Annotated in this window: 22 protein-coding genes and 1 pseudogene; 13 read left to right on the forward strand and 10 right to left on the reverse strand. The window is 59.9% G+C overall.

What is annotated here, in order from left to right; genetic code table 11:
* Positions 1–513 carry a plastocyanin/azurin family copper-binding protein gene (locus IEY38_RS07330; RefSeq protein ID WP_188976618.1) on the reverse strand — a complete coding sequence of 171 codons (513 nt, stop codon included), beginning with the start codon at positions 511–513 and terminating at the stop codon, positions 1–3.
* Positions 514–759: 246 nt separating this feature from the next.
* Complete coding sequence (locus IEY38_RS07335; RefSeq protein ID WP_188976620.1) at positions 760–1,485, reverse strand: DUF7260 family protein; 726 nt, start codon at positions 1,483–1,485, stop codon at positions 760–762.
* A gap of 540 nt (positions 1,486–2,025) precedes the next feature.
* Between IEY38_RS07335 and IEY38_RS07340 the strand changes: the two genes are divergently transcribed.
* From IEY38_RS07340 to IEY38_RS07380, 9 genes are all read left to right on the forward strand, one after another.
* Positions 2,026–2,832 carry an IclR family transcriptional regulator gene (locus IEY38_RS07340; RefSeq protein WP_188976622.1) on the forward strand — a complete coding sequence of 269 codons (807 nt, stop codon included), beginning with the start codon at positions 2,026–2,028 and terminating at the stop codon, positions 2,830–2,832.
* A gap of 722 nt (positions 2,833–3,554) precedes the next feature.
* Positions 3,555–4,838: a glutamate dehydrogenase GdhB gene (gdhB, locus tag IEY38_RS07345; protein WP_188976625.1), complete on the forward strand. Its 1,284-nt coding sequence runs from the start codon at positions 3,555–3,557 to the stop codon at positions 4,836–4,838.
* A 6-nt stretch (positions 4,839–4,844) separates the two neighbouring features.
* Positions 4,845–5,792, forward strand: coding sequence for an arginase (rocF, locus tag IEY38_RS07350; RefSeq protein WP_188976627.1), 948 nt, complete (start codon positions 4,845–4,847; stop codon positions 5,790–5,792).
* A gap of 93 nt (positions 5,793–5,885) precedes the next feature.
* Complete coding sequence (locus IEY38_RS07355; protein ID WP_188976629.1) at positions 5,886–7,208, forward strand: class-III pyridoxal-phosphate-dependent aminotransferase; 1,323 nt, start codon at positions 5,886–5,888, stop codon at positions 7,206–7,208.
* Positions 7,209–7,267: 59 nt separating this feature from the next.
* Complete coding sequence (locus tag IEY38_RS07360) at positions 7,268–8,056, forward strand: basic amino acid ABC transporter substrate-binding protein (RefSeq protein ID WP_188976631.1); 789 nt, start codon at positions 7,268–7,270, stop codon at positions 8,054–8,056.
* 4 nt (positions 8,057–8,060) lie between these two features.
* Positions 8,061–8,741, forward strand: coding sequence for an amino acid ABC transporter permease (locus IEY38_RS07365; RefSeq protein WP_188976633.1), 681 nt, complete (start codon positions 8,061–8,063; stop codon positions 8,739–8,741).
* A complete protein-coding gene (locus IEY38_RS07370) occupies positions 8,738–9,490 on the forward strand; it encodes an amino acid ABC transporter ATP-binding protein (protein ID WP_188976635.1) in 753 nt (250 codons plus the stop codon). The genes IEY38_RS07365 and IEY38_RS07370 overlap by 4 nt, the downstream gene beginning before the upstream one ends.
* Entirely contained in the window at positions 9,487–10,473 is a 987-nt protein-coding gene (locus IEY38_RS07375; RefSeq protein WP_188976637.1) for an amino acid ABC transporter permease, read from the forward strand. The genes IEY38_RS07370 and IEY38_RS07375 overlap by 4 nt, the downstream gene beginning before the upstream one ends.
* A 42-nt stretch (positions 10,474–10,515) precedes the next feature.
* A complete protein-coding gene (locus tag IEY38_RS07380; RefSeq protein ID WP_188976639.1) occupies positions 10,516–11,232 on the forward strand; it encodes a helix-turn-helix domain-containing protein in 717 nt (238 codons plus the stop codon).
* 243 nt (positions 11,233–11,475) lie between these two features.
* Here the strand turns inward: IEY38_RS07380 and IEY38_RS07385 are convergent, their stop codons facing one another.
* The 3 genes and pseudogenes from IEY38_RS07385 to IEY38_RS07395 all read right to left on the reverse strand — a co-directional run.
* On the reverse strand, positions 11,476–12,513 hold the full coding sequence (locus tag IEY38_RS07385; RefSeq protein ID WP_188976641.1) for a tyrosine-type recombinase/integrase: 1,038 nt from the start codon (positions 12,511–12,513) through the stop codon (positions 11,476–11,478).
* Positions 12,510–12,923, reverse strand: coding sequence for a DUF5805 domain-containing protein (locus IEY38_RS07390; protein WP_188976643.1), 414 nt, complete (start codon positions 12,921–12,923; stop codon positions 12,510–12,512). Before IEY38_RS07390 ends, IEY38_RS07385 begins: the two co-directional genes overlap by 4 nt.
* A gap of 756 nt (positions 12,924–13,679) precedes the next feature.
* Positions 13,680–13,918 (reverse strand): annotated as a pseudogene (locus IEY38_RS07395) (transposase); the annotation flags it as partial.
* A 596-nt stretch (positions 13,919–14,514) separates the two neighbouring features.
* Here IEY38_RS07395 and IEY38_RS21630 point away from each other — a divergent pair.
* Positions 14,515–14,637, forward strand: a complete 123-nt coding sequence (locus IEY38_RS21630) for a hypothetical protein (RefSeq protein WP_268238755.1) — start codon at positions 14,515–14,517, stop codon at positions 14,635–14,637.
* A 369-nt stretch (positions 14,638–15,006) separates the two neighbouring features.
* Here IEY38_RS21630 and IEY38_RS07405 read toward each other — a convergent pair whose 3' ends face one another.
* The 3 genes from IEY38_RS07405 to IEY38_RS07415 are packed head-to-tail and all read right to left on the reverse strand — an operon-like array spanning position 15,007 to position 18,619.
* Positions 15,007–15,429, reverse strand: coding sequence for a hypothetical protein (locus tag IEY38_RS07405; RefSeq protein ID WP_188976649.1), 423 nt, complete (start codon positions 15,427–15,429; stop codon positions 15,007–15,009).
* A gap of 56 nt (positions 15,430–15,485) precedes the next feature.
* Positions 15,486–17,408 (reverse strand): HAMP domain-containing protein, encoded by a 1,923-nt coding sequence (locus IEY38_RS07410; RefSeq protein WP_188976651.1) that lies wholly within the window; start codon positions 17,406–17,408, stop codon positions 15,486–15,488.
* 2 nt (positions 17,409–17,410) lie between these two features.
* Positions 17,411–18,619: an ABC transporter substrate-binding protein gene (locus IEY38_RS07415; protein WP_188977338.1), complete on the reverse strand. Its 1,209-nt coding sequence runs from the start codon at positions 18,617–18,619 to the stop codon at positions 17,411–17,413.
* 336 nt (positions 18,620–18,955) lie between these two features.
* On the opposite strand from IEY38_RS07415, the gene kdgK1 reads away from it, so the two are divergent.
* The 3 genes from kdgK1 to IEY38_RS07430 all read left to right on the forward strand — a co-directional run bounded on the left by kdgK1 (position 18,956) and on the right by IEY38_RS07430 (position 22,830).
* Positions 18,956–19,915: a bifunctional 2-dehydro-3-deoxygluconokinase/2-dehydro-3-deoxygalactonokinase gene (gene kdgK1, locus IEY38_RS07420; RefSeq protein WP_188976653.1), complete on the forward strand. Its 960-nt coding sequence runs from the start codon at positions 18,956–18,958 to the stop codon at positions 19,913–19,915.
* 100 nt (positions 19,916–20,015) lie between these two features.
* Positions 20,016–21,806, forward strand: a complete 1,791-nt coding sequence (gene pyk, locus IEY38_RS07425) for a pyruvate kinase (protein WP_188976655.1) — start codon at positions 20,016–20,018, stop codon at positions 21,804–21,806.
* 52 nt (positions 21,807–21,858) lie between these two features.
* On the forward strand, positions 21,859–22,830 hold the full coding sequence (locus tag IEY38_RS07430; RefSeq protein ID WP_170097883.1) for an ROK family protein: 972 nt from the start codon (positions 21,859–21,861) through the stop codon (positions 22,828–22,830).
* 30 nt (positions 22,831–22,860) lie between these two features.
* On the opposite strand, the gene IEY38_RS07435 is transcribed toward IEY38_RS07430, so the two are convergent.
* Positions 22,861–24,036 carry a Cdc6/Cdc18 family protein gene (locus IEY38_RS07435; RefSeq protein ID WP_188976657.1) on the reverse strand — a complete coding sequence of 392 codons (1,176 nt, stop codon included), beginning with the start codon at positions 24,034–24,036 and terminating at the stop codon, positions 22,861–22,863.
* A gap of 62 nt (positions 24,037–24,098) precedes the next feature.
* Positions 24,099–25,181: a hypothetical protein gene (locus IEY38_RS07440; RefSeq protein ID WP_170097881.1), complete on the reverse strand. Its 1,083-nt coding sequence runs from the start codon at positions 25,179–25,181 to the stop codon at positions 24,099–24,101.
* Position 25,182 lies beyond the last annotated feature (1 nt).

A 25,182-nucleotide genomic window follows, 5' to 3' on the forward strand; every position in this document is an offset into this window, starting at 1 on the left:
TCAGACCACCTTGATTTTGCCGGCCATCCCGTTCATCTCGTGAGGGATGCAGTAGTACTCGTACGTGCCCGCCGTCTCCAGCGTGACCTCGTAGCTCTCGCCTTTCGGGATGTTACCTTCCTGTCCGTTGCTGTACCCGTCTTTCGCGGCCTGCTGGGAGTCGAACCCGCCAGACGCGAAGTAGTCCGCACCGTCGGGGAGCTTGTCTTCGTAGGCTGTCACCGTGTGGCCGATGCTACCGACGTTCTCGAACGTGACCGTCGTCCCTGCCTCGACCTGGATTTTCTTCGGCTCGTATGCCAGTTCATCCGTCATTTCGACGGTGCTCGTCTCGGTCCACTCGGACCCGCTTCCGCCGTCACTGGACTCAGTCTCGCCGCCGTCTGACCCGTCACCGCCGCCACCCGAGTCGCCGTCACCGCCGCTGTCGGACCCGCCGCCCGATGAACAGCCAGCTAGCGCGACTCCAGCCGCGACGCCCAGACCGCGCACGAATGTTCTACGCGTTGCCATTGTAGCTCACGGCTGCAACTCGAAGACCTACCTGTATATATAGGGAACCGCACTCTCAGCTCGCAGGAAGTGGGGCGAATATGTTCCCCCGTAAATAGTGAATGGTGACTACTCGTGAAGGCCGGCACAAAATACAACGGCTATGCAATCGTCTCTGAGGTCCCCGGGTCATGTGGTGAGTGGCAGCATCCAGTGCACCGCGCTTCGGTGACGCCTACAGCTGTCTGCCCCGGGGACCGCCTTCGCTCAACTGTCGACAGATTCCTGTAGCCGCGCGAGACTGGTCAACACCGGATACGTCCAGAGTTGCTCTTCGTACATATACGTGCAGAACTCGTGGGTCTCGAACCGGTGGACGCTTGAGTGGAGTTGGTCCTGTCGCTGCTGTAACAGCGCAGTAACGTCGCTCTGGAACGTCTCGCGATACCACTCGGGAACGACTGTGCTGTCGAGTGTCTCGATGATCTCTCGCAGACTGCCGCGGTACTCCCGAATCGATTCCTGTTCGATTTTGACAGCCCGGTCCAGCGAGGTCCGTTCGTCGATTGCTTGCTCGGTCGCGGCCACCAGCGAGCGTTTGAGCGGCGGCGAGAATCCGACATTTGTCTCAGGATGGAACAGCGCTGCGTAGTCCGGCCCGAACTCGATAGCGACGTTCTCGACCAGTGATTCATCGTATACCGACTCGTAGTGGTCGACAGCCAGCACCGTGTCAGCATAGGCGTCCCGTAGCGCTTCAACGGGATCGGATACGGACTGTCGACTTCGCGCACCGACGGGGGAGGAGGGCTGTTCGACGGGGTCGACGGCACGGAGGCGCTGCAGGAATTCTTCGAGACCAGCCTGCTCGGCGGCAAGCTCCGTATGCTCCTCGTCAAGAACAGTGAGAGCCGTCTCTATCGGCTCGAGAATGTGGTCTCGCCATGTATGCAGGAACCACTGCGTGCCGTCCTGCGCAGGCGTCGTTGCCATACTAGTGTCTCGTTCAGTAACAACAATAAGTGTTTTAGTTACCGGTCAACACCCCCGTGTTCTGGACGGCTATTTATATAGTCTCAGCGCGTCAACAGTGTTGGGATCGGGGTGTGTCGTGCGGTTTCGCTCTCTCAACAGTGTCAGTGCCCGTAGAATAGCATCTGATTTCGAGAACGAGCATCAATTTCCGATTTGCTCATAGACCTGTGCTATTTAGAACGGTATAATGTGAAAACTGGAATGGCAGGCAAAATTAACGAGCTTTGTAGGTATAAATTCAAAATATGGTTGCGCATTAGCTATTTCTGAATATACTATGATGGCATATGACTACATATCTCGACAGATGGCAGTTGTGGGATCAGAACTGTGGACTTCGCCATGTTTCGTCTCCAAGTAATTCTGTAACGGAGGAGTCAAATGGTTTTACCGTGCTATGCATTGCTATCTGTCGGTCGGTAGCAGTCGATCAGTTGTTCCGGTCGCTCATCGCTCACATCCGGGTTTTTAAATAATGACGGCAACTCTACTCGGGTAATGACCGACGACGCCGACACACAAAACACGGGCCGGCGGATACAGTCCGTGGAGAACGCCTGTGAGATCATCGAAGCCGTTCAGGAGTCACACAGCGCGACGTTGCAGGAACTGAACGAGCGAATCGAGCTCTCCCAGGGAACGCTTCACACGTATCTTGCGACCCTGACCGACTGTGGTTTTCTCACGAAGGACAATGATACATACCAGCTCGGCTTTCGGTTCGTCACGATGGGCGAACACGTCCGCAACGAAACAGAGCTCTACACTGCCGGCCAGGAAGAAGTCGACAAACTGGCCGACAGGTCCGGCGAGTACGTCCATCTGGTCGTTGAAAACGACGGACGCGAAGTCGCCATCTACGAGCGGCGGGGCGAACACGCCGTCGGGATGGACTACCACCTCCAGTTGCGGGAGGCACCACAACACCTCCATGACAGCGCTTCGGGGAAGGCAATCCTCTCGTGTCTCCCGGACGAGCGCGTCGAGAAAATAATCGATCGGGAGGGCCTCTCACGACAGACACAGCATACGATTACGGACCGAGAGACGCTCTGTGACGAGCTAGAAACAATTCAGGAGCGAGGATACGCGACAAACGACGAGGAAGAGATCCGTGGCCTCCGGGCGGTCGGTGCGCCGATCCTGGACAACGACGGGACCGTCGTCGGCGCGGTCAGTGTGACTGCACCGACCAGCCGTCTGAAAGGGAGCCGGTTCGACACCGAAATTCCCGAGATGGTGATGGAGGCCGCAAACCTCATCGAAGTCAATCTCGAAATGACATCGTTCGATCGGGGCACATAACGACGGCGTCGTACACTTGTCGCTATGTGTCGGCGACGACCACGAAACGACGACGGCGTCCGGTTTCCGACATTTGGATAGCTCAAATCCCGGCTGCGCTACTGTGACCGTCGAACGGAGCGGTTCTCCCGGCAAATGAGCCACAATAACAGTCGTACCATCGTTAGTAAGAGGTCGGTGATAGCGCAGCAGGCCCGATAGCCATGCCTACAGGCTGTTTCGAGCGGATCGATGCGGGACTGACACCTGTCGTGGGTGGTCGCTTCCAGTATAGTACTCCGCCACTGCATGTCAAATCTATTTTTGAGGTAGTCAAAATACTGGCCGATTCTCAATTCAGTGCTTAGATCAGGTCATAGCATGCATACATCGATATTTGTCCCATCTGTCGGGGCATCAGCTGACCAATGTGGCCGCATCTATATTGAGTATGTCAAGCTCGTATCTGTGAGACATCCCGCATATAAGTCACTGAAATACCCCATAATACTCTATAAGCGTCGAATAAGGGTACTCAGAGGATTTTGCTATATTCAAACTAGCTGTCTCGCAGACAGTCCCAAATGTTTATTAACAATACCGGTATTGGTGCCGATACACTGTCTCACTCCAGCCGTCGGATGGTGACAGTGAGGACGGAATCAGCGTGCTGAACGACGTAGCGTACTCGCTCCATTTGCCCGAAGCAAGTGGGCGTACGCACCACCGAACACAAACCAATCATGAGCACACAGAAGGAGCCACCAGAGCAAGCAACAGACGAGGACGAATCGCCAATCGCGACTGCCCGCCACCAGCTGGAGCAAGCGGCCGAACACCTCGACCTTTCTGAGGGAATGCTTGAACAGCTCCGCCACCCATCGAAAACCGTTGAGGTGTCCGTCCCGATCCGGCGGTCCGACGGGAGTGTCGAGGTGTTCGGCGGGTATCGCGTCCAGCACTTCGAAGTCAGAGGGCCGTACAAGGGCGGTATGCGATACCACCCGAGCGTCTCCGCCGAGGAGTGTACGGCCCTGGCGATGTTGATGACGTGGAAGTGTGCGGTGATGGACCTCCCCTTCGGCGGCGCGAAGGGCGGCATCGTCGTCGACCCGTCGACACTCGACGCACAGGAGACCGAGCAACTGACCCGTCGGTTCGCCGAGGAGCTACGGGAAGTCGTCGGGCCGACGAAAGACATCCCTGCACCCGATATGGGGACCGACGAGCAGACCGTCGCCTGGTTCATGGACGCGTATTCGATGCAGGAAGGCGAGACGGTACCCGGCATCGTGACAGGCAAACCGACGGCGGTCGGCGGGACACACGGCCGTGAGGAGGCACCCGGCCGAAGCGTCGCTATCGTCGCCCGCGAAGCACTCGACTACTACGACGGAAACATCGATGGTGCGACTGTCGCCGTTCAGGGCTTCGGTGCCGTGGGCGCGAACGCCGCACGCCTGCTCGACTCGTGGGGTGCGTCCGTCGTCGCTGTCAGCGATGTGGACGGCGGCATCTACGACGAATCCGGCCTCGATATCGAATCCATTTCCGCTGACGGCGACGAACACGGCCAGTTAGGGGCTGTTGACGCACCACGGCAGCTATCCAATGCCGAACTGCTGGAACTCGATGTCGATGTCCTCATTCCTGCAGCAGTCGGGAACGTCCTGACCGAGGAGAACGCCGCGGACGTGCAGGCGAGCATTATCGTCGAAGGGGCGAACGGCCCGACAACGACAGCGGCTGATACAGTGTTCGAGGAGCGCGATATCCCAGTCATCCCGGATATCCTGGCGAACGCCGGTGGCGTCACCGTGAGCTACTTCGAATGGCTCCAACACATCAACCGACGAAGCTGGTCGCGCGAGGAGGTCAACGAGGAACTCGAAGCCGAGATGCTCGATGCCTGGGAAGCGCTTCAGGCTGAAGTCGAGGACCGCGATGTCACGTGGCGAACGGCAGCCTACATCGTCGCGCTCTCGCGAATCGGTGACGCTATGAACGCCCGTGGGCTATGGCCGTAGCAACGGATGTCGCTTCAGTCCACCCACTCGCGAGACCACAGTCGTTCCGTGTCACCTGTCGCGGTGCTCGGTGTCCCGTTCGCCCTCGGTGCCGACCGGCGTGGCGTCGACATGGGCCCGTCGGCGATTCGCTACGGCGGCCTCACCGCCGCGCTTGACACGGCCGGCGTCGACTACACTGACGTTGGCGACCTCTCGCCGCCGACGCTACAGTCCCAGCCAGTGTCCGACGACGACAGCGCGAAGTACCTCGATGCTATCGCTGAAATGACCGGCACCCTCGCCGACCGGGTGGCGACCGAAATAGCCGACGGCAGCGTCCCACTGGTGTTAGGTGGTGACCACTCTATCGCAATGGGGACGATGCGCGGTGCGGCTCAGTCATCGGAACTCGGCGTCATCTGGTTCGACGCCCACGGCGATTACAACACCCCGACTACGTCACCCAGCGGGAACGTCCACGGGATGCCGCTTGCGGCCGCCCACGGCTACGGCGACTTCGCAGAGATGCCGTGGGCCACTGCCCCGAACGTCGCCGAGGAGAACACCGTCATCGTCGGCGCACGGAGCCTTGACGCCGACGAACGAGCGGTCCTCCGTAAGAGCGACATATCCGTCTTTACGATGGCCGACATCGACAAGCGTGGTATCGGACCAGTCACCGACGAGGCGCTCGATATCGCGACCGACGGCGTCGACGACATCCACGTCAGTCTCGACCTCGACTGGCTCGACCCGGACGACGCGCCAGGGGTCGGGACACCAGTCCCAGGCGGCGTCACCTATCGGGAGGCACATACGGCGATGGAACGGGTCGCCGACCGCGACGCCGCCGAATCGGTGCTGCGCTCGCTCGACGTCGTCGAGGTCAATCCCATCCTCGACCAGCGCAACACGACGGGCGAGCGAGCGGCCGAACTCGCCGCCAGCGCGTTCGGCAAGCGGATCCTGTAGCCCAGTTTCGAACCGCAGCACGGACTCAATTGCGTGTCCGCAACGCGGGCCGGAACACAGTGATTTATTACCAATGATTGCCTTTATGTTAGCATGGACCGCGATACTGCGGAGCCGCGTGTCGATAGCCTTCCTGGCCCACGGAGCAGCGAGTGGGTCGAGTACCACCACGAAACCGCCGCGCCGAGTACGTACGTGTACGATTTCGTCTGGGACATCACCGAGGACGCAATCGGTCCGTTCTGTACAGACGCGGACGGCAACGTCCTGCTCGATTTCACCTGCCACGTCGCCGCGTCGCCGCTCGGCTACAACAACCCGAAAGTGCTCGACCGGGCCGACGAGTTCGACATGGTCGACCCGCTGAAAATCGCCGGCCAGGACTTCTACGTCAGCACCGGCGGCTCGCCCGACGAAACGTCGCTGCCGGGACCTGCTCACCTGCTGGATCGGTTGACCGACATTACTAGTCACTACGACTTCGACACCGTCTTCCTCTCGAACTCCGGCGCAGAGGCCGTCGAGAACGCGATGAAGATCTGCTACGACAACTGCGAGACGCCGAAGTACGGCATTACCTTCGACGGCGCGTTCCACGGACGGACCCTGGGGGCACTCTCCCTGAACCGTTCGAAGTCGGTCTATCGACGGAAGTTCCCCGAACTCAGCGGGATTCACGACGTGGAGTACTCGGAGGCCGGGGTCGAGCGCCTCCGGTCGAAACTCGACGCAGACACCGGCCACATCCCGCCTGAAGAAGTCGCGTTCCTCATTCTGGAGCCGATACAGGGTGAAGGCGGCTATCGTGTTCCGAACCCCGAGTTCCTCTCGGCCGTCGACGACCTCTGCCGGGAACACGACATCCCGATCATCGCCGACGAAATCCAGTCGGGAGCCGGCCGCACAGGCGAGATGTGGGCCGTCGACCACTACGACATCGAGCCGGACGTCATCACGAGCGCCAAAGCGCTCCGGGTCGGCGCGACCATCTCTCGGTCGGACATCTTCCCGTCGGAAACGTCTCGGCTCTCCTCGACGTGGGGGGCCGGCGACATCCTCGGCTCGATGCGTGGCGCCCTGACGCTTGCCGCTATCGAGGACCACGACCTACTGGACAACGCCGCCGAGAAGGGGACGTACTTCATGGACCGACTCCGCGATATCTCGGCGGACCGTCCGCTGGTCGAGGACGTGCGTGGCCTCGGCCTGATGACCGCGCTGGAGTTCGATACGGCCGACCGTCGCGACGCCGTGATGGAAACAGCGCTCCAGCACGGCCTCCTCACGCTCGGCTGTGGCCAGAAATCCCTCCGACTCCTTCCGCCACTCGACGTCACCGGGCGTGAACTTGAACTCTGTCTCGACATCCTCGATTCGGTGTTTACCGAGGTTGCAGACCCTGTCGCGTCGGCCTGACTCTCGCTACTTTTGCGGTAACCGCAATGTTAAAATATGATTAATTCAATTGTGGCACTATGCCACGAGAGGCACGCGTAGACAGACGGAGGTATCTGCAGGCAATCGGTGGCACTGTCGCGACCCTGTCGGTCGCTGGTTGTCAATCGGGCAGCGGGGACTCACAGACGCTCACCGCGGGCACAGCGCCGGGTTTTCCGCCGTTTGAGATGAAACAGGACGGCGAACTCGTCGGCTTCGACGTCGAGTTGCTGGAGGCCGTTGTCGCGGCGACGGAGTACGAACTGAGCGGCTGGGAGGAACTGGAGTTCAAATCACTCATTCCAGCGCTGAACAACGGTAACGTCGACATCGTCGCGGCGGGCATGACGATAAACGACGACCGTGACGAAGCGATCGACTTCTCCGACCCGTACTACAGTTCGAATCAGGCTATCATCGTCCGGGAGAACGGGTCGTTCTCGCCGTCGTCGCTGGACGATCTCTCCGGAGCGACAGTCGGGGCACAGAAGGGGACGACCGGTGAATCCGTTATCAAGGACCGGCTGATCGACGCGGGGACGATTTCGGCGTCCCAGTACAACGCATACGGCAACTACGTGCTCGCCGTCGAGGATCTACTGAACGAAAACGTCGACGTCATCATCATCGACGTCCCAGTCGCGAACTCGTTCGTGGCAGATCGCCCCATCGAATCCGCGTTCGTCCATGAGACTGGTGAGCAATTCGGCTTCGGGATTCAGTCTGGTAACGACGAACTCGCGGGCGCGCTCAACAGTGGGCTGACCACAGTTGAGGACGACGGGACGTACCGGGACCTGACCGAGAAGTGGTTCGGACAGAAGTGAGGCCATGGCAGCAATCCTACTGCAGGCCGCTGACTGGCTGTTCGTCATCGACAACATGGGCCTGTTGCTCGGAGGGACAGTCGTCACTATCGCGCTCACCGTAGCCAGCATTCTCCTGGGATTCGTCGTCGGGTTTCCGGCCGGTGCGATAGAAGTGTACGGCTCGGACAGGGCCCGGCGGGTGGTCGAACAGATCGGGGTTGTCCTCCGTGGTACCCCGCTGCTGGTCATCATTATGATCCTGTACTTCGGCCTCTCTATCTCCAGTAGCGCGTTCGTCACGGCGACTATCGCACTCGGCCTTCGGAGTGCCGCCTACCAGTCACAGATCTTCCGCGGTGCGCTCCAGAGCGTCGACGACGGGCAGCTGGAAGCGGCACGCGCCGTCGCGATGTCCCGATTCGAAGCGATTCGGCACGTCGTCGTCCCGCAGGCGCTCCGCCGGAGCGTTCCGGGCTTCCAGAACGAGTTTACTATCGTCCTCAAGGATACAAGCATCGCCATCGTCATCGGAATCGGCGAGCTGCTGACGACGGGACAGAACCTCTACGAAGGCGGACAGTCGACAGCGGCACTCGAGATTTTCCTCGCCGTCAGCCTCGTCTACTTCGTGCTGACGTTCGCGACGAATCGGTCACTCGACAGACTCAGCGACTACTACGCAGTACCGGAAGGAACGACATGACACAGCCACTACTCTCAATCGACGATCTGCACAAGTCCTACGGGAGCGAAGAGGTACTGGAAGGCGTCGGCCTCGAAATGGACCAAGGTGACGTGACGGTCCTTATCGGTCCCAGCGGCTCGGGCAAGTCCACGTTGCTCCGATGTGTGAACCGACTGACGGAGATCAACAGTGGCCGGATCGCCCTCGATGGGCAGGACGTGACTGGAGCCGAAACCGACGTCAACGAACTGCGAAAGCAGGTCGGCATGGTGTTTCAGGACTTCAACCTCTTTGCGCACCTGACGGCGCTCGAGAACGTCACGCTCGGCCCGAAAAAAGTACTCGGGATGGACGCCGCTGACGCCGAAGCGGCCGGACGGAACCACCTCGAACAGGTCGGATTGCTGGAACAAGCGGACTCCTACCCCGCTGAACTCTCCGGCGGGCAGAAACAGCGTGTCGGCATCGCGCGCGCACTCGCGATGGACCCGGAACTACTGCTGTTCGACGAGCCGACCAGCGCCCTCGATCCCGAACTCGTCGGCGAGGTCGTCGAGGTGATGCGCGACCTCGCCGACGAAGGCATCACGATGCTCGTCGTCAGTCACGAGATGGACTTCGCCCGGTCGGCCGCGTCGGACATCGTGTTCCTCGACGACGGTGAGATCGTCGAACACGGCCCGCCGGAGCAACTGTTCCAGAACCCCACTGCGGACCGAACCGAACAGTTCCTGAGCAGATTGCACGCACACGAGGAAACGGCATGAGCACAGCTGAATCGACAACATCCCCGAACCCGGGGCTCTGGGACCGCATCGGGACGGTCTTCACCGTCCGCCCACTCACAGTGGGCCTGGCACTGTTTTGGGTCTGGGTTCTCGCCCGCTGGACCACTGATTTCGTCCTCGCAGGAGTCTCCGGATTCGACCGCGGCACACCATTTATTCCGGCGGCCCCGTTCCTGACAACAGCGGATGCCGTCGCGTCGCTCGCCACGCCACTTGGTGCTGCTGGAGCGCCTCTAGTGTGGGTCGCTGATACGCTCCGGTTCACTGCCGACGCGACGGCGTATCTGCCGGCGCTGGCGCATGGCATCTGGACGACGATCCTACTGACGGTCTTCAGCGTCTGTCTCGGGTTCACGCTGGCGCTCCCGCTCAGCGTCGTCCGCGTGTACGGGGGGCGGTGGGCCCGTTGGCTTGCCCTGTCGTACACGGAACTCATCCGCGGGACGCCATTGCTCGCACAGTTGTTCGTGCTCTACTTCGCGACCTCACTGACGCAGGTTCTCAGGGGCGTCCCCGGAGTCGGTGTCGGCTTCGTCCCGGCACAGGCGTTCTGGGTAGCCGTGATCAGTTTCACGCTGAACAGCGCCGCCTACCAGTCCGAATACCTGCGTGCGTCGCTGGAATCGGTCGATGGCGGGCAGTTGACTGCCGCACGTGCCATTGGGCTTTCGAAGCTCGAAGGGATACGGTACGTCGTCGTTCCACAGGGCCTCCGACTCGCGCTTCCCAGTTGGACGAACGAACTCGTGTACCTTATCAAGTACTCCTCGCTGGCGAGTTTCATCACCGTTCAGGAACTGTACGGCAGGACAAGCACTATCGCTAACGAAACGTACCAGTATACAGAGCTGTTCGTGCTGGTAGCGATACTGTATCTGGCGCTGGTCGTGTCGGCATCAGCACTGATGGACCGCGTCGAATCGCACGCCGCAACCGCCGGTGTCGGACACACCAGACAATGACTACTCTCTTACCGTTACCAATCAAACATTGCAGCACATCTCATGAGTCAAACCGATAGCGCCGGAGCACGGCTAACACTCGACCTGTGGCACCCGAACTGCTGGGCTATCGAAGCCACCGACCGAACCGATGGCGGCATCCTAGCACACACGGTGCAACAGAGCGTACAGTCGTCGACAGCATCGGTCAACGGCGTGTTTACCGCGTATGGAGCCACGAAGTCAGACGTTGAAAACTGCCTCGACGCAGTCCGTGCATCGCCCCACGCCGGAGAGATACAGGAGCTTCAGGCACGTATCGGACACAAGCGCAACGCGCCGGGAACCGTCGTCAGACAGTTCCTACTGGAGTACGATCCGGAGGAGCTGGTCTGTCCGACGCTGCTCGAACACGGGTTCGTCCACAGTGCCCCCGTTCGCATTGAAGACGGTCGCGAACGGTGGCAGGTGAGTTTTACCGGCGAACGGCCCGAAATCCAGTCCGCACTCGATGCCGTCGAAGCCGACGCCGACGCTGACGTGTCGGTCGAATCCATCGTCACGCCGGACAGCGATACCGAGCGGTCGGTGGGTGGGCTGCGAACCGACTCGCTAACGCCGGCTCAACGACGGGCTTTCGAAGCGGCCCGCGAAGCCGGCTACTATCAGTGGCCGCGTGGAATTTCGGTTCGCGAGCTCGCCGCCCAGATGGACATCTCGAAGACGACGCTCCTCGAACACCTCAGAACTGCCGAGTCGAAGCTTCTGGACCCCGAGTAGCCCTATCAGTACTTCATCCGGGTAGATAGCCCCGAGACGTGTGTAGTCTTGGCGTCTTCGGTCTCTGGGGTACATTCCGTTCGCGCCGATGATACCCCTGTCGTATGCGGTCACTGAGATCGTCCATTAGATAGCACAGCTGCGAAGCAGAATCCGACTATTTCTATATAGCGGCATATGATTTACGAGTGTCACAGCTACCATTCACACTGTCGCTGTAGTGTTAGATAACTAATAGAACAGTCACAGTAGCGAGTAGATTTCGGCCTCGTACACATCCCTGACTCGGGTCCCCCATTCGTGGGTGTACGTGTCGATGACATCCTGTGCCACGTCGCCCCTGAGGTATTTGACGACGCCACGGTCCCCGGTCCGATCCCGGAGATGCGTCGTGAAGAAGTGCCGAAAGTAGTGCGGCGTCACGTTTTCTTCGGCTCCCCCACCCTCCGTGTACCAACCGAACTCGCGGGCGTGAGACTCGACGATATGGTGTACCATATTCGGTGTGAGCCGCTCTCCCCAGCTGTCGCTCGTAGAGACGAACAGCGGCGCTGCCGGGGACTGCGTGTCTGGTCGGATTGCGAGCCACCGTCGCAGTACTGAGCCCAGCTCTGCATCGATTGGGACTGTTGTCTCGCGCTTGCGCTTGTTGGATGCTGTTCGTTCTTCCCCATTACTGGTCTCTCCGTGGGCCGGTTCCGCTGCGACGAACAACGAGTCCGGACGCCCGTCGAGCCCCGCCCGGACCGGTATCTCCGGCCTGGAGCCGGGGGTTTGGAGGTTGAGGTCACGGATATCGAGGTTACACAGTTCGCCGGCCCGCATTCCCGTCTTCAATAGCGTCACCACGATAGCTTGCTCAAGCGGATGGGAGATGCTGTCGACGAACGCACGCATCGAATGGAGGCCTATCTCTCGGCGGGTTGGGTCGGTGTTGATAGACTCGTCCATCTCCTCCATGACCAGCGTCATCGGATTCGATTCGAAGACCCCCACCTGGGTCATGTACGCGAAAAACCGGTGTAGATAGGATGCATACGTTGCGACTGTGCTTTCTTCGACGTTTCCACGAAGGCTGTGGACATATGCCATGCAGTCTCGGTGGGAAGCCTCTCGGATGGGAATGGCTTGGTGGCCATCAGCCAGATAGGATTCGAAGTCCCGAAGGACGCGCTCGTAGGATGCACGAGTCCGGTCGCTCTTTCCGTGATACGTGATGTCATCGAGGAAATACCCGACTGGGTCCGACTCGGCGTCTGGTGTGGCTGTATCCGTGCTCATTCGTCTCGAACGTACCCCCCGTGTCGCCCGCTGTACTGCACTTCGTTGTTGGACTGCAGTTCCTGTAGCGTATCTTCGAGTCGTTCTTCGATATCATCGGTCAGTTCGGCGAGCAGGTCGTCCCACTCGTAGTAATCCCCGTCAGCCAGAATCTCTCGGACCCGGTCTTTCAGCCCGTCACCCCCAGGGGTAGCGTCCGGAGAACGGGGTTCCTCGCTATCGCTCTCAGCGGCGTCCGATTCAGGTGTCTCGGAGGCTGCTGACTCGAATCCGCTTCGACCCGCCTGTACCATCGTCCGGACGAACTCGCTTTGACTCATATCCAGTTCCTCAGCGTGGGCTTGCCACTGTTTTTTCTGATAGGCCGGAATGTACGTCCGAACCGTCGTTCGCTCGCTGTCACTGGACACAGTTACCCCTCGGACGCGGGGGACTTCAATGTAGTCCCATACTTGGAGATAAAAGCCTTTATTTGGGTATGTGTAACCCTATTTCGCCGCTATTTGCCGCTATACTGGCAATATCTTGACACTAAATCAAAGAGTAGGACTACACTCACAAATACAAAGATGTCCGCAGATTGCTGTACTCTCTCTGGGTAGCTCGCCTGCCCGGCCAGATTTAGGGGGACATAAGCAGACTACTGCCTGTCAACAGGCCCCAATATTTGATTAGATAGAGTGAACGACCACGCGGAATGAGTCGGGTCGATTAGATCTGGTTTACTACCCAGCCAAGCCAGCCGTGCAGGGCTGGCAGCCCTCCAACAGTTCGATATCACTGACTTGCCTGCACGGTTATTCCCTGAATCTCCCACACTACATAGCATCCATGATACATCAGCCGAGGCTAGACGTGGTCGTCCCATTCAATCCCACGAGCGTGCCACCGGCTTGACTGCCGGTTCTACGTGCCGCTTCAGAACCGTTTCTAACACCCTAAGATCGGCGGAGCTGTCGGCCCGCATGACGACAGTGAATGTGGCCTTGATGCCGTACCGTCGGGCCTGTGCCGGCACACGCGAGCACTTCAGGCAGGCACACGCTTTTGAGCGAGAGACACTGTGTCTACGTCACCTCATACAGCCGTGTCAGCAGGGCAGGGGATAGTGTTCCTCGGGCGTGACCGCGGCATCAGGTAGCTTCGGGTACTTGTCGGAGTCATCCGCTATTGTATCGGCCTTCGCGTAGTCGTCCGGAAGACTCTGCCTTCCTTGCTGCCGAAAGAATTCGTCTGTCGGGCAATTCAGACTGCATTTGGGCGGTTCTCGCGTCATCACACGGAATCGCTGGAACAGTTCACGGCCTTCGCGCAGGTATTGCTCGCCGGCTGTGGTGGTACAGGTGACGGGAGCATTCGCACCGCTATCTAGCACGGCTGTTCCGTCGGCCAGTGGCGTGTCCTGTGCCCCGCCAGAAGCAGTCACGGGCTGAGAGACTCCGCAGAAGTGATCAATCCCGTCATACCACGGTCCAACAGCCCCGTTTCCCGTAGTCGACTAATTCGGGCTGTCAGCGATTTCCAGTTGGGAACGCCCGGGATTGTATCGGTTCTTTCAGTTCGCTCTTGATTGGTGTCGCAGGCCGAGATCGTTCGTCTAATCTGACATACATGCTATGTTGCGAATGATGTCTTTGCGTACATGCTCATCGCGATAGTTGCCACGGAAGCCGGTAGGGTAGTGTTTATGACCGACGTATTCGGCTCGTCACTTGTTGTTCGTATCGAAGCATCCGCACCAAGCTTCACGGTCTACCGACACCTGCTGAGTGGTCAGTGCTCCGAAAGCAGCGCTGCCCTCCGTTCAAGCCGTCCTCCATCGACGTGGCTCTGTCACTTAGTTCTACGCACGTAACACTGAGTACTTCTGATCTCTGGAGGCCAGATAGATTACGAGTGCCATAGACTGGTGAACCGAAACCCTGCTACATTAGCGTGCCGAGGCTGAAGCTAACGATATGCGTTCCCGACGAGACGCCCCCTCTCAGGCGGGTGAGCCTGATGGCTAACGACGCACTTGTCCTTCTGTTCATGATCGCGATTGTACTGGTAGTCATGATTATCTCTCTTATTGGCGGGTTCTATCTGGTCAAATACCTCGTCGAGCGCACGTTCAATTCGTAAGCTCAGGTCTGCAGGGATTCCTGGCTAAGATTTTCGTGGGTGGTGTGATTCTGTGATTACTATTGGTAATTCTCATACTACATCTCAGTGGCCTACCTGGGACAAATAAATCCCATGTCGCTATATCTAATCTGGGCTCGGCGCTACCGATTCGGACTGGAAATCAATATCTCGATGAGCGTAGCCACATCGTGCTGGGACGGCAACTTACTTCTAGAAGGGCCGAGCCGGGCCACGTACCCTCGCAGTGAGGATCGTCTCTGCTCGTAAGCTATTCGAATTCAGCACTGGGTCACCGTGAGAACGATGGCCGTCAGCAGATGTCAGCGTTGTATGACAGCCTGGTCTTGATCAGGCCCGGTAAAATCTTCAGCCCCGGTCTTCTCCCGTCGCAACTCCCAGAATCGTCGTCTCTGCGTCGAAATACGTCGGCGCGTCGGTTTCGATTTCGAATTCAAGAACGGTTTCGAGATCACCGGAGCCCCCGGCGAGTTGTTCGGCAAGATCAGTATATCCCTCAGCGAGCGTCCGGTATTCGTTGATTTCCTCCTGCTGCGCCTGTGCTCGCTCCTGTTTGGTCTCTATTTCGGCGATAGTAGCTTCCGCATCGGTATCCGGCCCGGAACGCTCGGCCAATGTCGTACGAGCGTTAGCAGTGTCCCGTTCTATTTCTTCGAGCAAATCGGAGAGCTCCGCACTACGCTGGTCCAGATGCCCCGCAAGAATCGCAGCCTGGGTTCGACAGTACTCGGCGAGTTCAGGCCGTGAGATATCGCCCGTGTCGTCGCTCATTAAGCGAGATACGTCGCCGGCGTGAAAATCGGTTTCGGTGACAGCGGTGGGTCGGGTTACTCTTCTTCCTCTTCGCCAAGACTCTGTGACGGACCGCCCGAGAAGACGAACTCGTGCTCGGCTTCGGTTTCGAAGCGGTTCAGGATATCCCCGAGTGGCTTCGCGTAGCGTTTGAGCTGTTCGGCCCGTGACGACACTTCGTTGAGCTCTGCGGCCTGCTCTTCGGCTGCGCCAGCGACGGTCTGGGTTTCGGCCATCATCTGGTCACTCGTTTCGGCGGCTGACTGTAGTGTCGTCGCAACTGTCCGGAACCGTTCGAGCGAGTCGCCCAGATCGATGTCCGGATTGTCCGCTTCCAGTTCTTCGAGCGTGTCCACGAGGGTGTCGAGGTCCTCTGAGATGGTCGCGAGGCGATCCTTCTGATCGTAAGCGTCGTCGGAGATCTTTTGTGTCGATTCGGCGACCTGCTCGGATGCATCGCGGACGGACTCCGCACTCGACAGAACGACGTCGCCGGATTCCGCGACTTCGTCGGCGAAGCTGTTGAGCTGACCGATCGTCTTTTCGAGTTCATTGACCATGCCGTTGAACTCGCTGGCGATACGGTCCATTGACTCGTTCTCGCCGTCGGTTGCCATCCGCTCGGTGAGGTTGCCAGCGGCCGTCTCCTCCATCACATCGGAGAATTCTTCGGCCTTCTTCTGGAGGTATTTGTTGACTTCAAGGGCTTCGGCCCGGGAAACCTCCGCCTCTTTCTGTGCACGCTCGGCCTCGTTGATCTGCTGTTTGAGTCCGTCGCGCATATCAGCGAACCCGCTGTACAGGCGGCCGATATTGTCGATGCGACTTGTGGCGATCTCGACGTCGAGGTTCCCCTGTCGCATCTGGTCCGTTTTTCGGGTCAGGCGGTCGATCGACGTTGCCGTGTTGTACCCGAGTATCGCACCGACACCCGCGATGAGCAACACCATCAGTGCCGTGCCGATAAGTCCGTACTGCTGGACGTTCTGGACGAAGCCAAAGACCGCGGAGTTGGGTGCGTGTACGAGAACGACCCAGTCAGTGCCCTGAATCGGTGCATAGCCGACAGTGTAGCGCTCGTTGAGTACGTCGGTCGCCGGCATGTCAGCGGTGACGCCGGACTGTTGCTCCGACGAGCGGAGGCCATCTGCCGCGTCGATCGGTTCGGTAGCAGGGCTGTTCGAGCTATACGACTGCAGTATGTTTTCGCCGAGGCCGCGGCTCCCGTCTCTTGGTTCGTCGATCATGACGACCGCCGATCCGTTGACGACCTGCGTGAATCCGCCTTCGGCCCTGTTGTTCCCCTGAAGCGAGTTCGCGATCTCGTCAAGCGAATACTCGATGAGGATATATCGGTTCTGCGAGGCATCAACAGGACTGACGAAGCCGACGACCGGGCCGGAGTTCGTCTGGTACACGTCGGAGACGACGACATCGCTTGCCGTTTCGAAGTTCGTACCGGTAAGCCAAGCCCTGCTCGTCGATCCGAGCGGTGAGTTAGTCAGCACCTGTGAGTTAGATGTGCTGGCGACAACCTGTGATTGGCCGGCATTCCGTTCGACCAGATGGATGTCGGTAGCATCTGCGGACAAGGCGGCTTTCCGATTGTTAAGTTCGATATCGATATCGTCGGTATCACTACTGGCCCAGATATCGTCGGAAGAAACGAATTGGGTCGATAGGCGGTTTCGGTCAACCCACTGTGACAGGATGTCTGCCTCCTGTGCGGCGGCGTTTTCGTAGTCGCTCAGAACCTGTTGTTCGGTGTAGTTCTTGACTTGCTCTGTCGCGGCAAGGCCGATGAGCCCAACCGACAGCGCCATAATGAAGAGGACGATGCCGAATTTGAGTGCGAAGTTTCGCCGGATAAAATCCGGGACGACTGTCGCTAGAATCCCACCGGAGGTGTTCGAATCGGTCTCTGAACTGTCTGGTATCTGTGTATCTCCTGAACTCATACTTAGCTCCCCCCAAGCGAACAGTTAGCCGCTGGCCCGCTATCGCAGGCGTACTGTACATCCGCTGGTTCTCCAACTAGGCCGTAGTAGCTGCCATAGGACTGCCGCACCTCCGGCTTTCCTCTCACAATCGGCACTTGACGCATCGCCTGGTGATCACAGGCCCGGAGGGTCTGTGTTCCGAGACCGGCGTCGTACTCGTGTCCTTCGAGCGCTCCGATGACATCGACCGGGTTGAACGTTCCCGCCCGCTCGACTGCGCTGGCATATTGTAACGTTTGCGTGTATGCGATGTGGGCTGCTCCTGATGGGGACGCCGATTTCGAGGTCCCCGTCGAACTGCCGTACTCTTCACGGAACGTCTCTCGGAAAGTATTCGACAGCGGCGAGTTGATCTCCGGACTCCAGGCGACTGTTCCGATAACGCCCTCTATCGCACCGCCTGCGGTCTGGGCAATATCTCTCGAGGCTATCGGAAGGACGATATTCGAGTCCGGGAACTCGTCTCGGAACGCTCTGAGTGCGTTTACTGCGTCGAGGCCACCGAGCCCGAGGACGATCACGTCGAAATCGACCGACTTGATGTCTGCTGCGTACTGGGAGTAGTCGCTTGTTCCGACCTGTGCAGTCGTATCCCAGACAGGTGCCCAGCCGAGGTCCCCGAGGGTTGCATCCATATCGTCCCGAAGTGTCCGTCCCCACTCGTTGTCCTGAGAGATCTTGACGTAGTTGATGTCGTCTCCGAACTCATCACTGAGGGCCGGGGCCAGCGCTTCGGCCGCCATACGGTTGTTGAACATCTCGCGGAAGGAGTACCGGTTGCAGTCAGCACCCGTCAGCGAGTTCGCGTTACCCATCGTTGCCATGTAGATGACCTGGTTCTGCGCCGCAACCTCCTGATTGGCCAGACCGGAGCTGCTGGACGTGCCACCAGCAAGCATAATTACATCTTCACTATCGACAAGCCGCTGTGCGTTGCTCCGGGCGGTATCTGAACTGCCGCCCGTGTCTTCGACGGCGAATTCGACCTCCTTATCCAGGAGGCCATCACCGTCAAGCGGCGACTCGTACGCCTCGCTCGTTACCCACCCACCACCGTTGTTAATGTGTTTGACCGCGAGTTTGAAACCCCGTAGTTCCTGCTTACCGGCCGTTGAATACGCTCCCGAAGAAGCGACGTTAAAACCGAACGTCACCGAATCCCCGGACACCGGAAAGTTTCCAACTGGAGTTGGGGTCGGCGTCTCGTCCCCATTTGTCACACCCTCGCTGCCACCACAACCCGCAAGTCCGGCCAGCCCGGCCGCACCAATCGAGCGGAGTAGGTTCCGCCTAAAGACAGACGGCCCACCACCATTTCTCCCTGAATCCATACTGGCGTGTGTAAATTACTATAGCACATAAACTTTTGGAGAAAACTAATGCTGACGGTACTCAACAATTAAAACTACAAAGTAACTGACTATAATATAGTAAGCGGATACTACCAGCCCCGTCAGACGACTGGTTCTCCGGGATTTATACCCAGCCAGTGAGCAACGTCGGATATGACGGAGTTAGTGACGTTCGGCGAGACAATGTTGCGGTTATCGCCACCTGACGATGAGCGACTGGAGACCGCAGACCAGTACACTGTCAGGGCAGCTGGCGCAGAATCAAACGTTGCAGTCGCCGCTCAGCGGCTTGGGCTCGATTCGCTGTGGACCTCGAAACTCCCCGATTCACCGGTCGGTCGCCGAGTCACGGGTGAACTCAAACACCACGGCGTGTCGGTCGAGATTGCCTGGGACGAATCCGGCAGCGCCCGGCAGGGCACCTACTATCTGGAACAGGGCAGTCCACCACGGGGTAACGATGTTATTTACGACCGCCAAAACGCCAGTGTCACAACCGCTACACCCGCTGAACTTCCGACGGGGACCATCACAGACGCTGCGGGATTCCACACCTCGGGTATCACACCAGCGCTTTCCGAGACGCTCGAATCGACCACTGCTGACCTCCTCTCGCTCGCACAGGACGTGGGTACGACCACGAGCTTCGACCTGAACTACCGCTCGAAGCTCTGGACGCCGGCGAAAGCCCGTTCAGTTCTGACCGATCTATTCCCGTCTGTCGATGTGCTCGTCGTCGCCGAACGCGACGCAAACGTCGTGTTGGACAGGACCGGTGATGCGGAAACGATTGCTCGGGACCTCGCAGCCGAGTACGGGTTCGAAGCGACGGTGATCACCCGCGGCAGCGACGGCGCGCTCGCGCTTGCCGACGGGACCGTAACGGAGCAGCCGACGTTCGAGTCGACTGACGCACATCCGGTCGGGACCGGCGACTCTTTTGTCGGTGGCTTCCTCTCGCAGTATCTCTCCGGCGGTACTGTTGCGGACGGGCTTGCCTGGGGTGCCGCGACGGCCGCACTCAAACGAACCATCCCGGGCGACATTGCGGTCGTGTCGCCCGACGAAGTCCGCTCGGTTCTCAGTGGCGACACGGAAGCGATTTCGCGGTAGCTACGCCGTCCAGCAAGCTTCTTATCCCTTCGCGGGGAACGGCAGGGTATGATTAACTATGAACGCTGTAAACTGTGGGTCCCCGGAGACGGAGGTCACAATGCGTAGCGCAAAGATCGTCTGTACTCTCGGTCCCGCGTCAGACTCGGTCGATGACATCGCGTCGCTTGCAAAGGCCGGCATGTCCGTTGCCAGACTGAACGCGAGCCACGGCTCGCCGGAACACCGCCGTGAAATGATCGACCGAATCCGTGAGGTAGACGAAGCGGTCGAGGAGCCAGTTGCGGCCATGCTCGACATGCCAGGCCCGGAGGTCCGGACCGCGGAGATCGACGAACCGATTCAGCTCACGGAAGGGTCTACTATCCGGTACGTCGTCGGTGACGACGCGACACCGGAGGAGGTCGGTCTCTCACAGTCGATTACGGCGGTCGAACCGGGCGACCGCGTGCTGCTTGATGACGGACGCATCGAGACGACTGTCGAACGCGTCGAGGGTGACACAGTGTTTGCGACCGTCGAGAACGGCGGCGAGCTGTCCGCCCGCAAGGGCGTCAACGTTCCCGGCGTCGAACTCGACCTACCGACCATCACAGAGAACGACAGGCAAGAACTCGACGTGGCCGCCGAGAAGGAGCCCGATTTCGTGGCCGCGTCGTTCGTTCGCGACGGCGAGGACATTTACGAGATCAGCCAGGCACTCGAAGAGCGCGGCGTCGACATCCCGATCATCGCCAAGATCGAACGGGCGGGGGCCGTCGAGAACCTCGATTCGATCATCGACGAGGCTTACGGTGTGATGGTCGCCCGCGGCGATCTCGGCGTGGAATGCCCGCTTGAGGATGTCCCGATCATTCAAAAGCGCATCATCCGCCGGTGCCACGAGGCTGGCGTGCCGGTCATCACGGCAACCGAGATGCTGGACTCGATGGTCCACTCCCGGCGGCCGACACGCGCGGAAGCCTCCGACGTGGCTAATGCCGTGCTCGACGGAACTGACGCAGTGATGCTCTCCGGCGAGACGGCGATCGGTGACCATCCGACTCGCGTCGTCGAGACGATGGATCGGATCATCCGCGATGTCGAGGGCAGCGAGGAGTACGCCGAGTCCCGCGAACAGCGCGTGCCAAACGCCGGAGATACCCGGACGGACGCGCTCGCACGCTCCGGTCGGTTCCTCGCCCGCGACATCGGGGCATCGGCGATTGTCGCCGCGTCCGAGTCCGGCTACACCGCCCTGAAATCGGCGAAGTACCGACCGTCGATTCCCATCGTCGCGTCGACGCCAAGCGAGCGCGTCCGCCGGAAGCTCGCGCTCTCGTGGGGCATCACGCCTGTAACGACCGAGTACACTACCGAGGGCGCTGATGCCGTCATTCAGACAGCAGTGCAGTCGGCCCTCGACACCGAGGCCGCGGACAGTGGTGACACGGTCGTCGTCCTGTCTGGGATGATGACCGAATTGGAGGGGATGAACACGGCAAACATGCTGAAAGTACACGTCGCGGCCGAAACGGTCGCCAGCGGTCGGTCCATCGTCGACGGCTTGGTGACCGGCCCCGTCCATCGGATTTCGACGGCCCCGCCCCGGGAGTCGCCGGGCGACCTCTCGAACGTCCCCGACGGGGCGATCTTGGCGGTTCCGGAAGGGTTCGACGGCGAGTTCGTCGGCGACACCAGCCGCATCGGCGGCATTATCGACGGCCACGAGGGTGTGACGAGCTACGCGGCCATCGTCGCCCGCGAACTGTCGATTCCGATGATATCGAACGCAGACCTGCCTGATGCTGTCTCGGACGGGTCGACCGTCACCCTAGATTCCGAACGCGGCGTCGTCTACGAGGAGGCCGTTGGGCGAGAGGATATCTCGGGCAGGGAGCGAGACTACTAGCCGCAGTAGAATCTGTGTAGTTAAGTATCGGTGGGGCAACCCTTCGACCAGCATGGGCGCTTACGCAGGGGTCGACCTCGGAGCGACACATATTCGGGCTGTTATCGGTGACGAGACGGGCTCGATCGTCGCGTCACACAAAACTGAGACACCGCGTGGACCGGCAGGTATCGCGGTCACGGAGGCGGTCCTCGACTCGATCCGGCAGGCCTGTGATGCCGCCGACATCGCACCCACAGACGTGGTTGCCGCCGGGATCGGTTCCTTCGGTCCGATGGATCTGGCCGAAGGCGTCGTGGAAAACCCGGCGAACCTTCCCGACACCATCGACCGGATTCCGCTGACCGGGCCGGTCGAAAACCTCATCGGCAGCGAGCGGGTGTCGTTGCACAACGACGCCAACGCCGGCGTCATCGGCGAGCGGTTCTACTCGGACCGGAGCCCCGATGACATGGTGTATCTCACTATCTCGTCCGGAGTCGGTGCCGGGGTCGCCGTCGACGGGAACATCCTGTCAGGCTGGGACGGCAACGCCGGCGAGGTCGGTCACCTGACAATCGATCCGAACGGATTCATGACCTGTGGCTGCGGCCACGACGGCCACTGGGAAGCGTACTGCTCGGGCGAGAACATCCCGCGATACGCCACGCAGTTACACCGGGAGGACCCCGTCGAGACGGCGCTCCCAATCGAGACTGAGGAGTTTTCGGCGGCGGATATCTTCGAGTATGCTGGCGAAGACGAGTTCGCGTCCCACGTCCTCGATCAGATCTGTCACTGGAACGCGATCGGCGTTGCAAACATCGTTCACGCGTACGCGCCACTCGTCGTCTATGTCGGCGGGGCCGTTGCGCTCAACAACCCCGATCAAGTGCTAGATCCGATCCGGGAGCGGCTTGACGACATGGTGATGTCGAACATCCCGGACATCCAGTTGACGCAGTTCGGCGACGACGTTGTGGTTCGCGGTGCACTGGCGTCCGCGCTGACTGGCGGCACAGGTGACCCATCACAGCGCGTCTGAAAAGCGTCGATCAGCCCGCGGAGTGTCGGGCTACTGTTGCAGGTCGTACAGCCGCCGGAAGGCCGTCGCGGGGAACCGCGGTTCGACACGGCTCGGCGGGCGTCCCTGACCGTTAGTGACCGTCGCCTCGACGCGATCAACGACGCCGGATTCCGCCATTTCGTAGAGGAACCGCTTGACGGTCCCGGCGGAGAGATCGACCGATTCTACCGACGCAATCGCCTCCGTCGTTGCCGTTACCGAGGAGCGTTCGCTCTCCTCTAAGTCGATGAGTTCTCTGAGGACGGCCTGCCGGTTCGTCGGCAGGGAGAGGACGACCCCCAACGAAACGCAGGGATCGGGCACCTCTGCGATGGCCGCGTCGACGTTGGCCTGTGTGATGCGGTTCTGGCTCTGTTCCTCGGCAAACTCCGCGGCGATAAACAGCGCGGCAAGGGCATCGTGGGCGTTTCCGTCCGCCCAATCGGCGATATGCCTCGCCAGACTGTGGTCGAGTCCCTGCTGGGCCAGTCCGTTCGAGGCCCTGGTCATCAACACGTCGACAAGCATCTGCCGTTGATAGCGGTCAATACTGATCGACTCAGCGGTGTACCGCGTCAGTTCAGTCGTCGACGGGTCATCCCGACCGATAGCGAGCCAGCTGACGTTACTCGGTAAGCCAGCAAACAGGTCAACAAGAGCCGGGGCCTGAATGCTCTCCGGTTCGCTGATGTGGTCGACCGCGATGACGATACCTGTGCGTTGCTCTCGGACTAGCTCGTGGAGTCGCGACTTGAGCGTCTCCGTCCCGATCCCGTGTTCCGGCACCGAGTCGTCCACAAGCGAGTCCAGCACTGCATGGTAGAACGCGAACTCGCTTGCGGTCTCTCGGGCGTTCACGTACACGAACGACGGCGAGGTCGGTGGCTGTGCACGGGTCGTCGTGTGGATGATCGCCTGTTGCTCCGTGGGAAGCTGTTCTAAATTGGCGAAAAGCGCTGTGATAACTGCGGACTTCCCTGAACCACGGGGTCCGTACACGTACGCGTTCGGCGGAAGCTGCCCGTCGAACACCGGATCAAGGTGGTCGAGAAGCCGTTCAAGCACTGGACCCCGGTCAGCCGGCTCCTCGATGTGGACGATCGGTGAGATCGACTCGTAATCCTGAATGAGCCGTGGCTCACCGTTCCGGCGTTGTCGACGCTTGATTCTCGCTTCGATGTCCATGCTTGGAAATTAGATCGTGTGTATATTCGATTGGACCTGTAAATAAAAAGCCGTATGAGTTCTTACGGCAGGGGGACAGCTGCGGACGTCGTGAACACTCCAGCCAGTGCCAGAATGCCCAGGATGAGGGTCGTCGTAATGATCGATGCGGCTGGCGGGTCAAAGTGCGTATCCGAATGCGCGTAGAAGATGCGCTGGTAGACCTCACCGAACAGCGCACCCAGGATACCGAAGAACGCGCCTAGGCCGAGCGCGACTAGGACACTCGCTCCATCCGTCATCGCCATGCTGGCGACGAACGTTGACGGGAGCGTCATGTGGTGCGTAACCGGGAATTTCTCCACACCGAGGTTCAGGAACAGCAGACTCGCTGCTGAGATACCGAATGGGAGGAAGAGACTCCCGGTTTTCGCGAAGATGTATGCACCAAGGATGCCGGTGATGAGGCCGAGCATTGCGACGTGTGTCCATTTGTACTGGTGTGGCAGCCACGGCTCGACAGCCGGTCGCTCGGCGGCCATTCCACCGTCCGTTGCGACTTCCTCACCCGACCGCATCTTTCCGCTCTCGAACGGTGACATATCGAGCAGGCCGCTTCCGCGGGCACGGCCGATAACCGGGTAGCCAAAGACCAGACGGGCGATAACAGCGGTCAGGATGACGCCTGCTGCAGGCGGATCGATTGGAACTCCGAGTCCACCGGACGTCTGCCGGATCGCCATACCCAGGATACCGAATACCCCACCGACAGCAAGGACGTCCGGTCGGGTGCCGAGGGCGTAGGCGATGTCCTTCGCTGGGTGGTAGTCACCGTCGTCCGGCTCGTACATTCCGTCGTACTTTGCGGCGTAAGCGGCTGCTGCCACACCACCAGCGAAGGCGACGTGTGGCCCGAACACGGGACCGAAAGCCAGCGGGCCGACGATGCCGGCTCCGTACCCACCGGCGGCACCGGAAATGACGTCAGGCGAACCGCCGACGAACGACTCTGAGACGACGTTGCCGGCTTCTCCAATCAGCACCATGAAGCCGGTGAAACAGAACGCCGGGAGTGCACCGATAGATGCTCCGAACGCGCCGCCCGCGAACGCCGCGATGGCGAGAACGAGCATATCGACTGCCGTGAGTCCGAATGCGATTGCCATC

Source organism: Haloarcula sebkhae, assembly GCF_014647415.1.
Classification (GTDB): domain Archaea; phylum Halobacteriota; class Halobacteria; order Halobacteriales; family Haloarculaceae; genus Haloarcula; species Haloarcula sebkhae.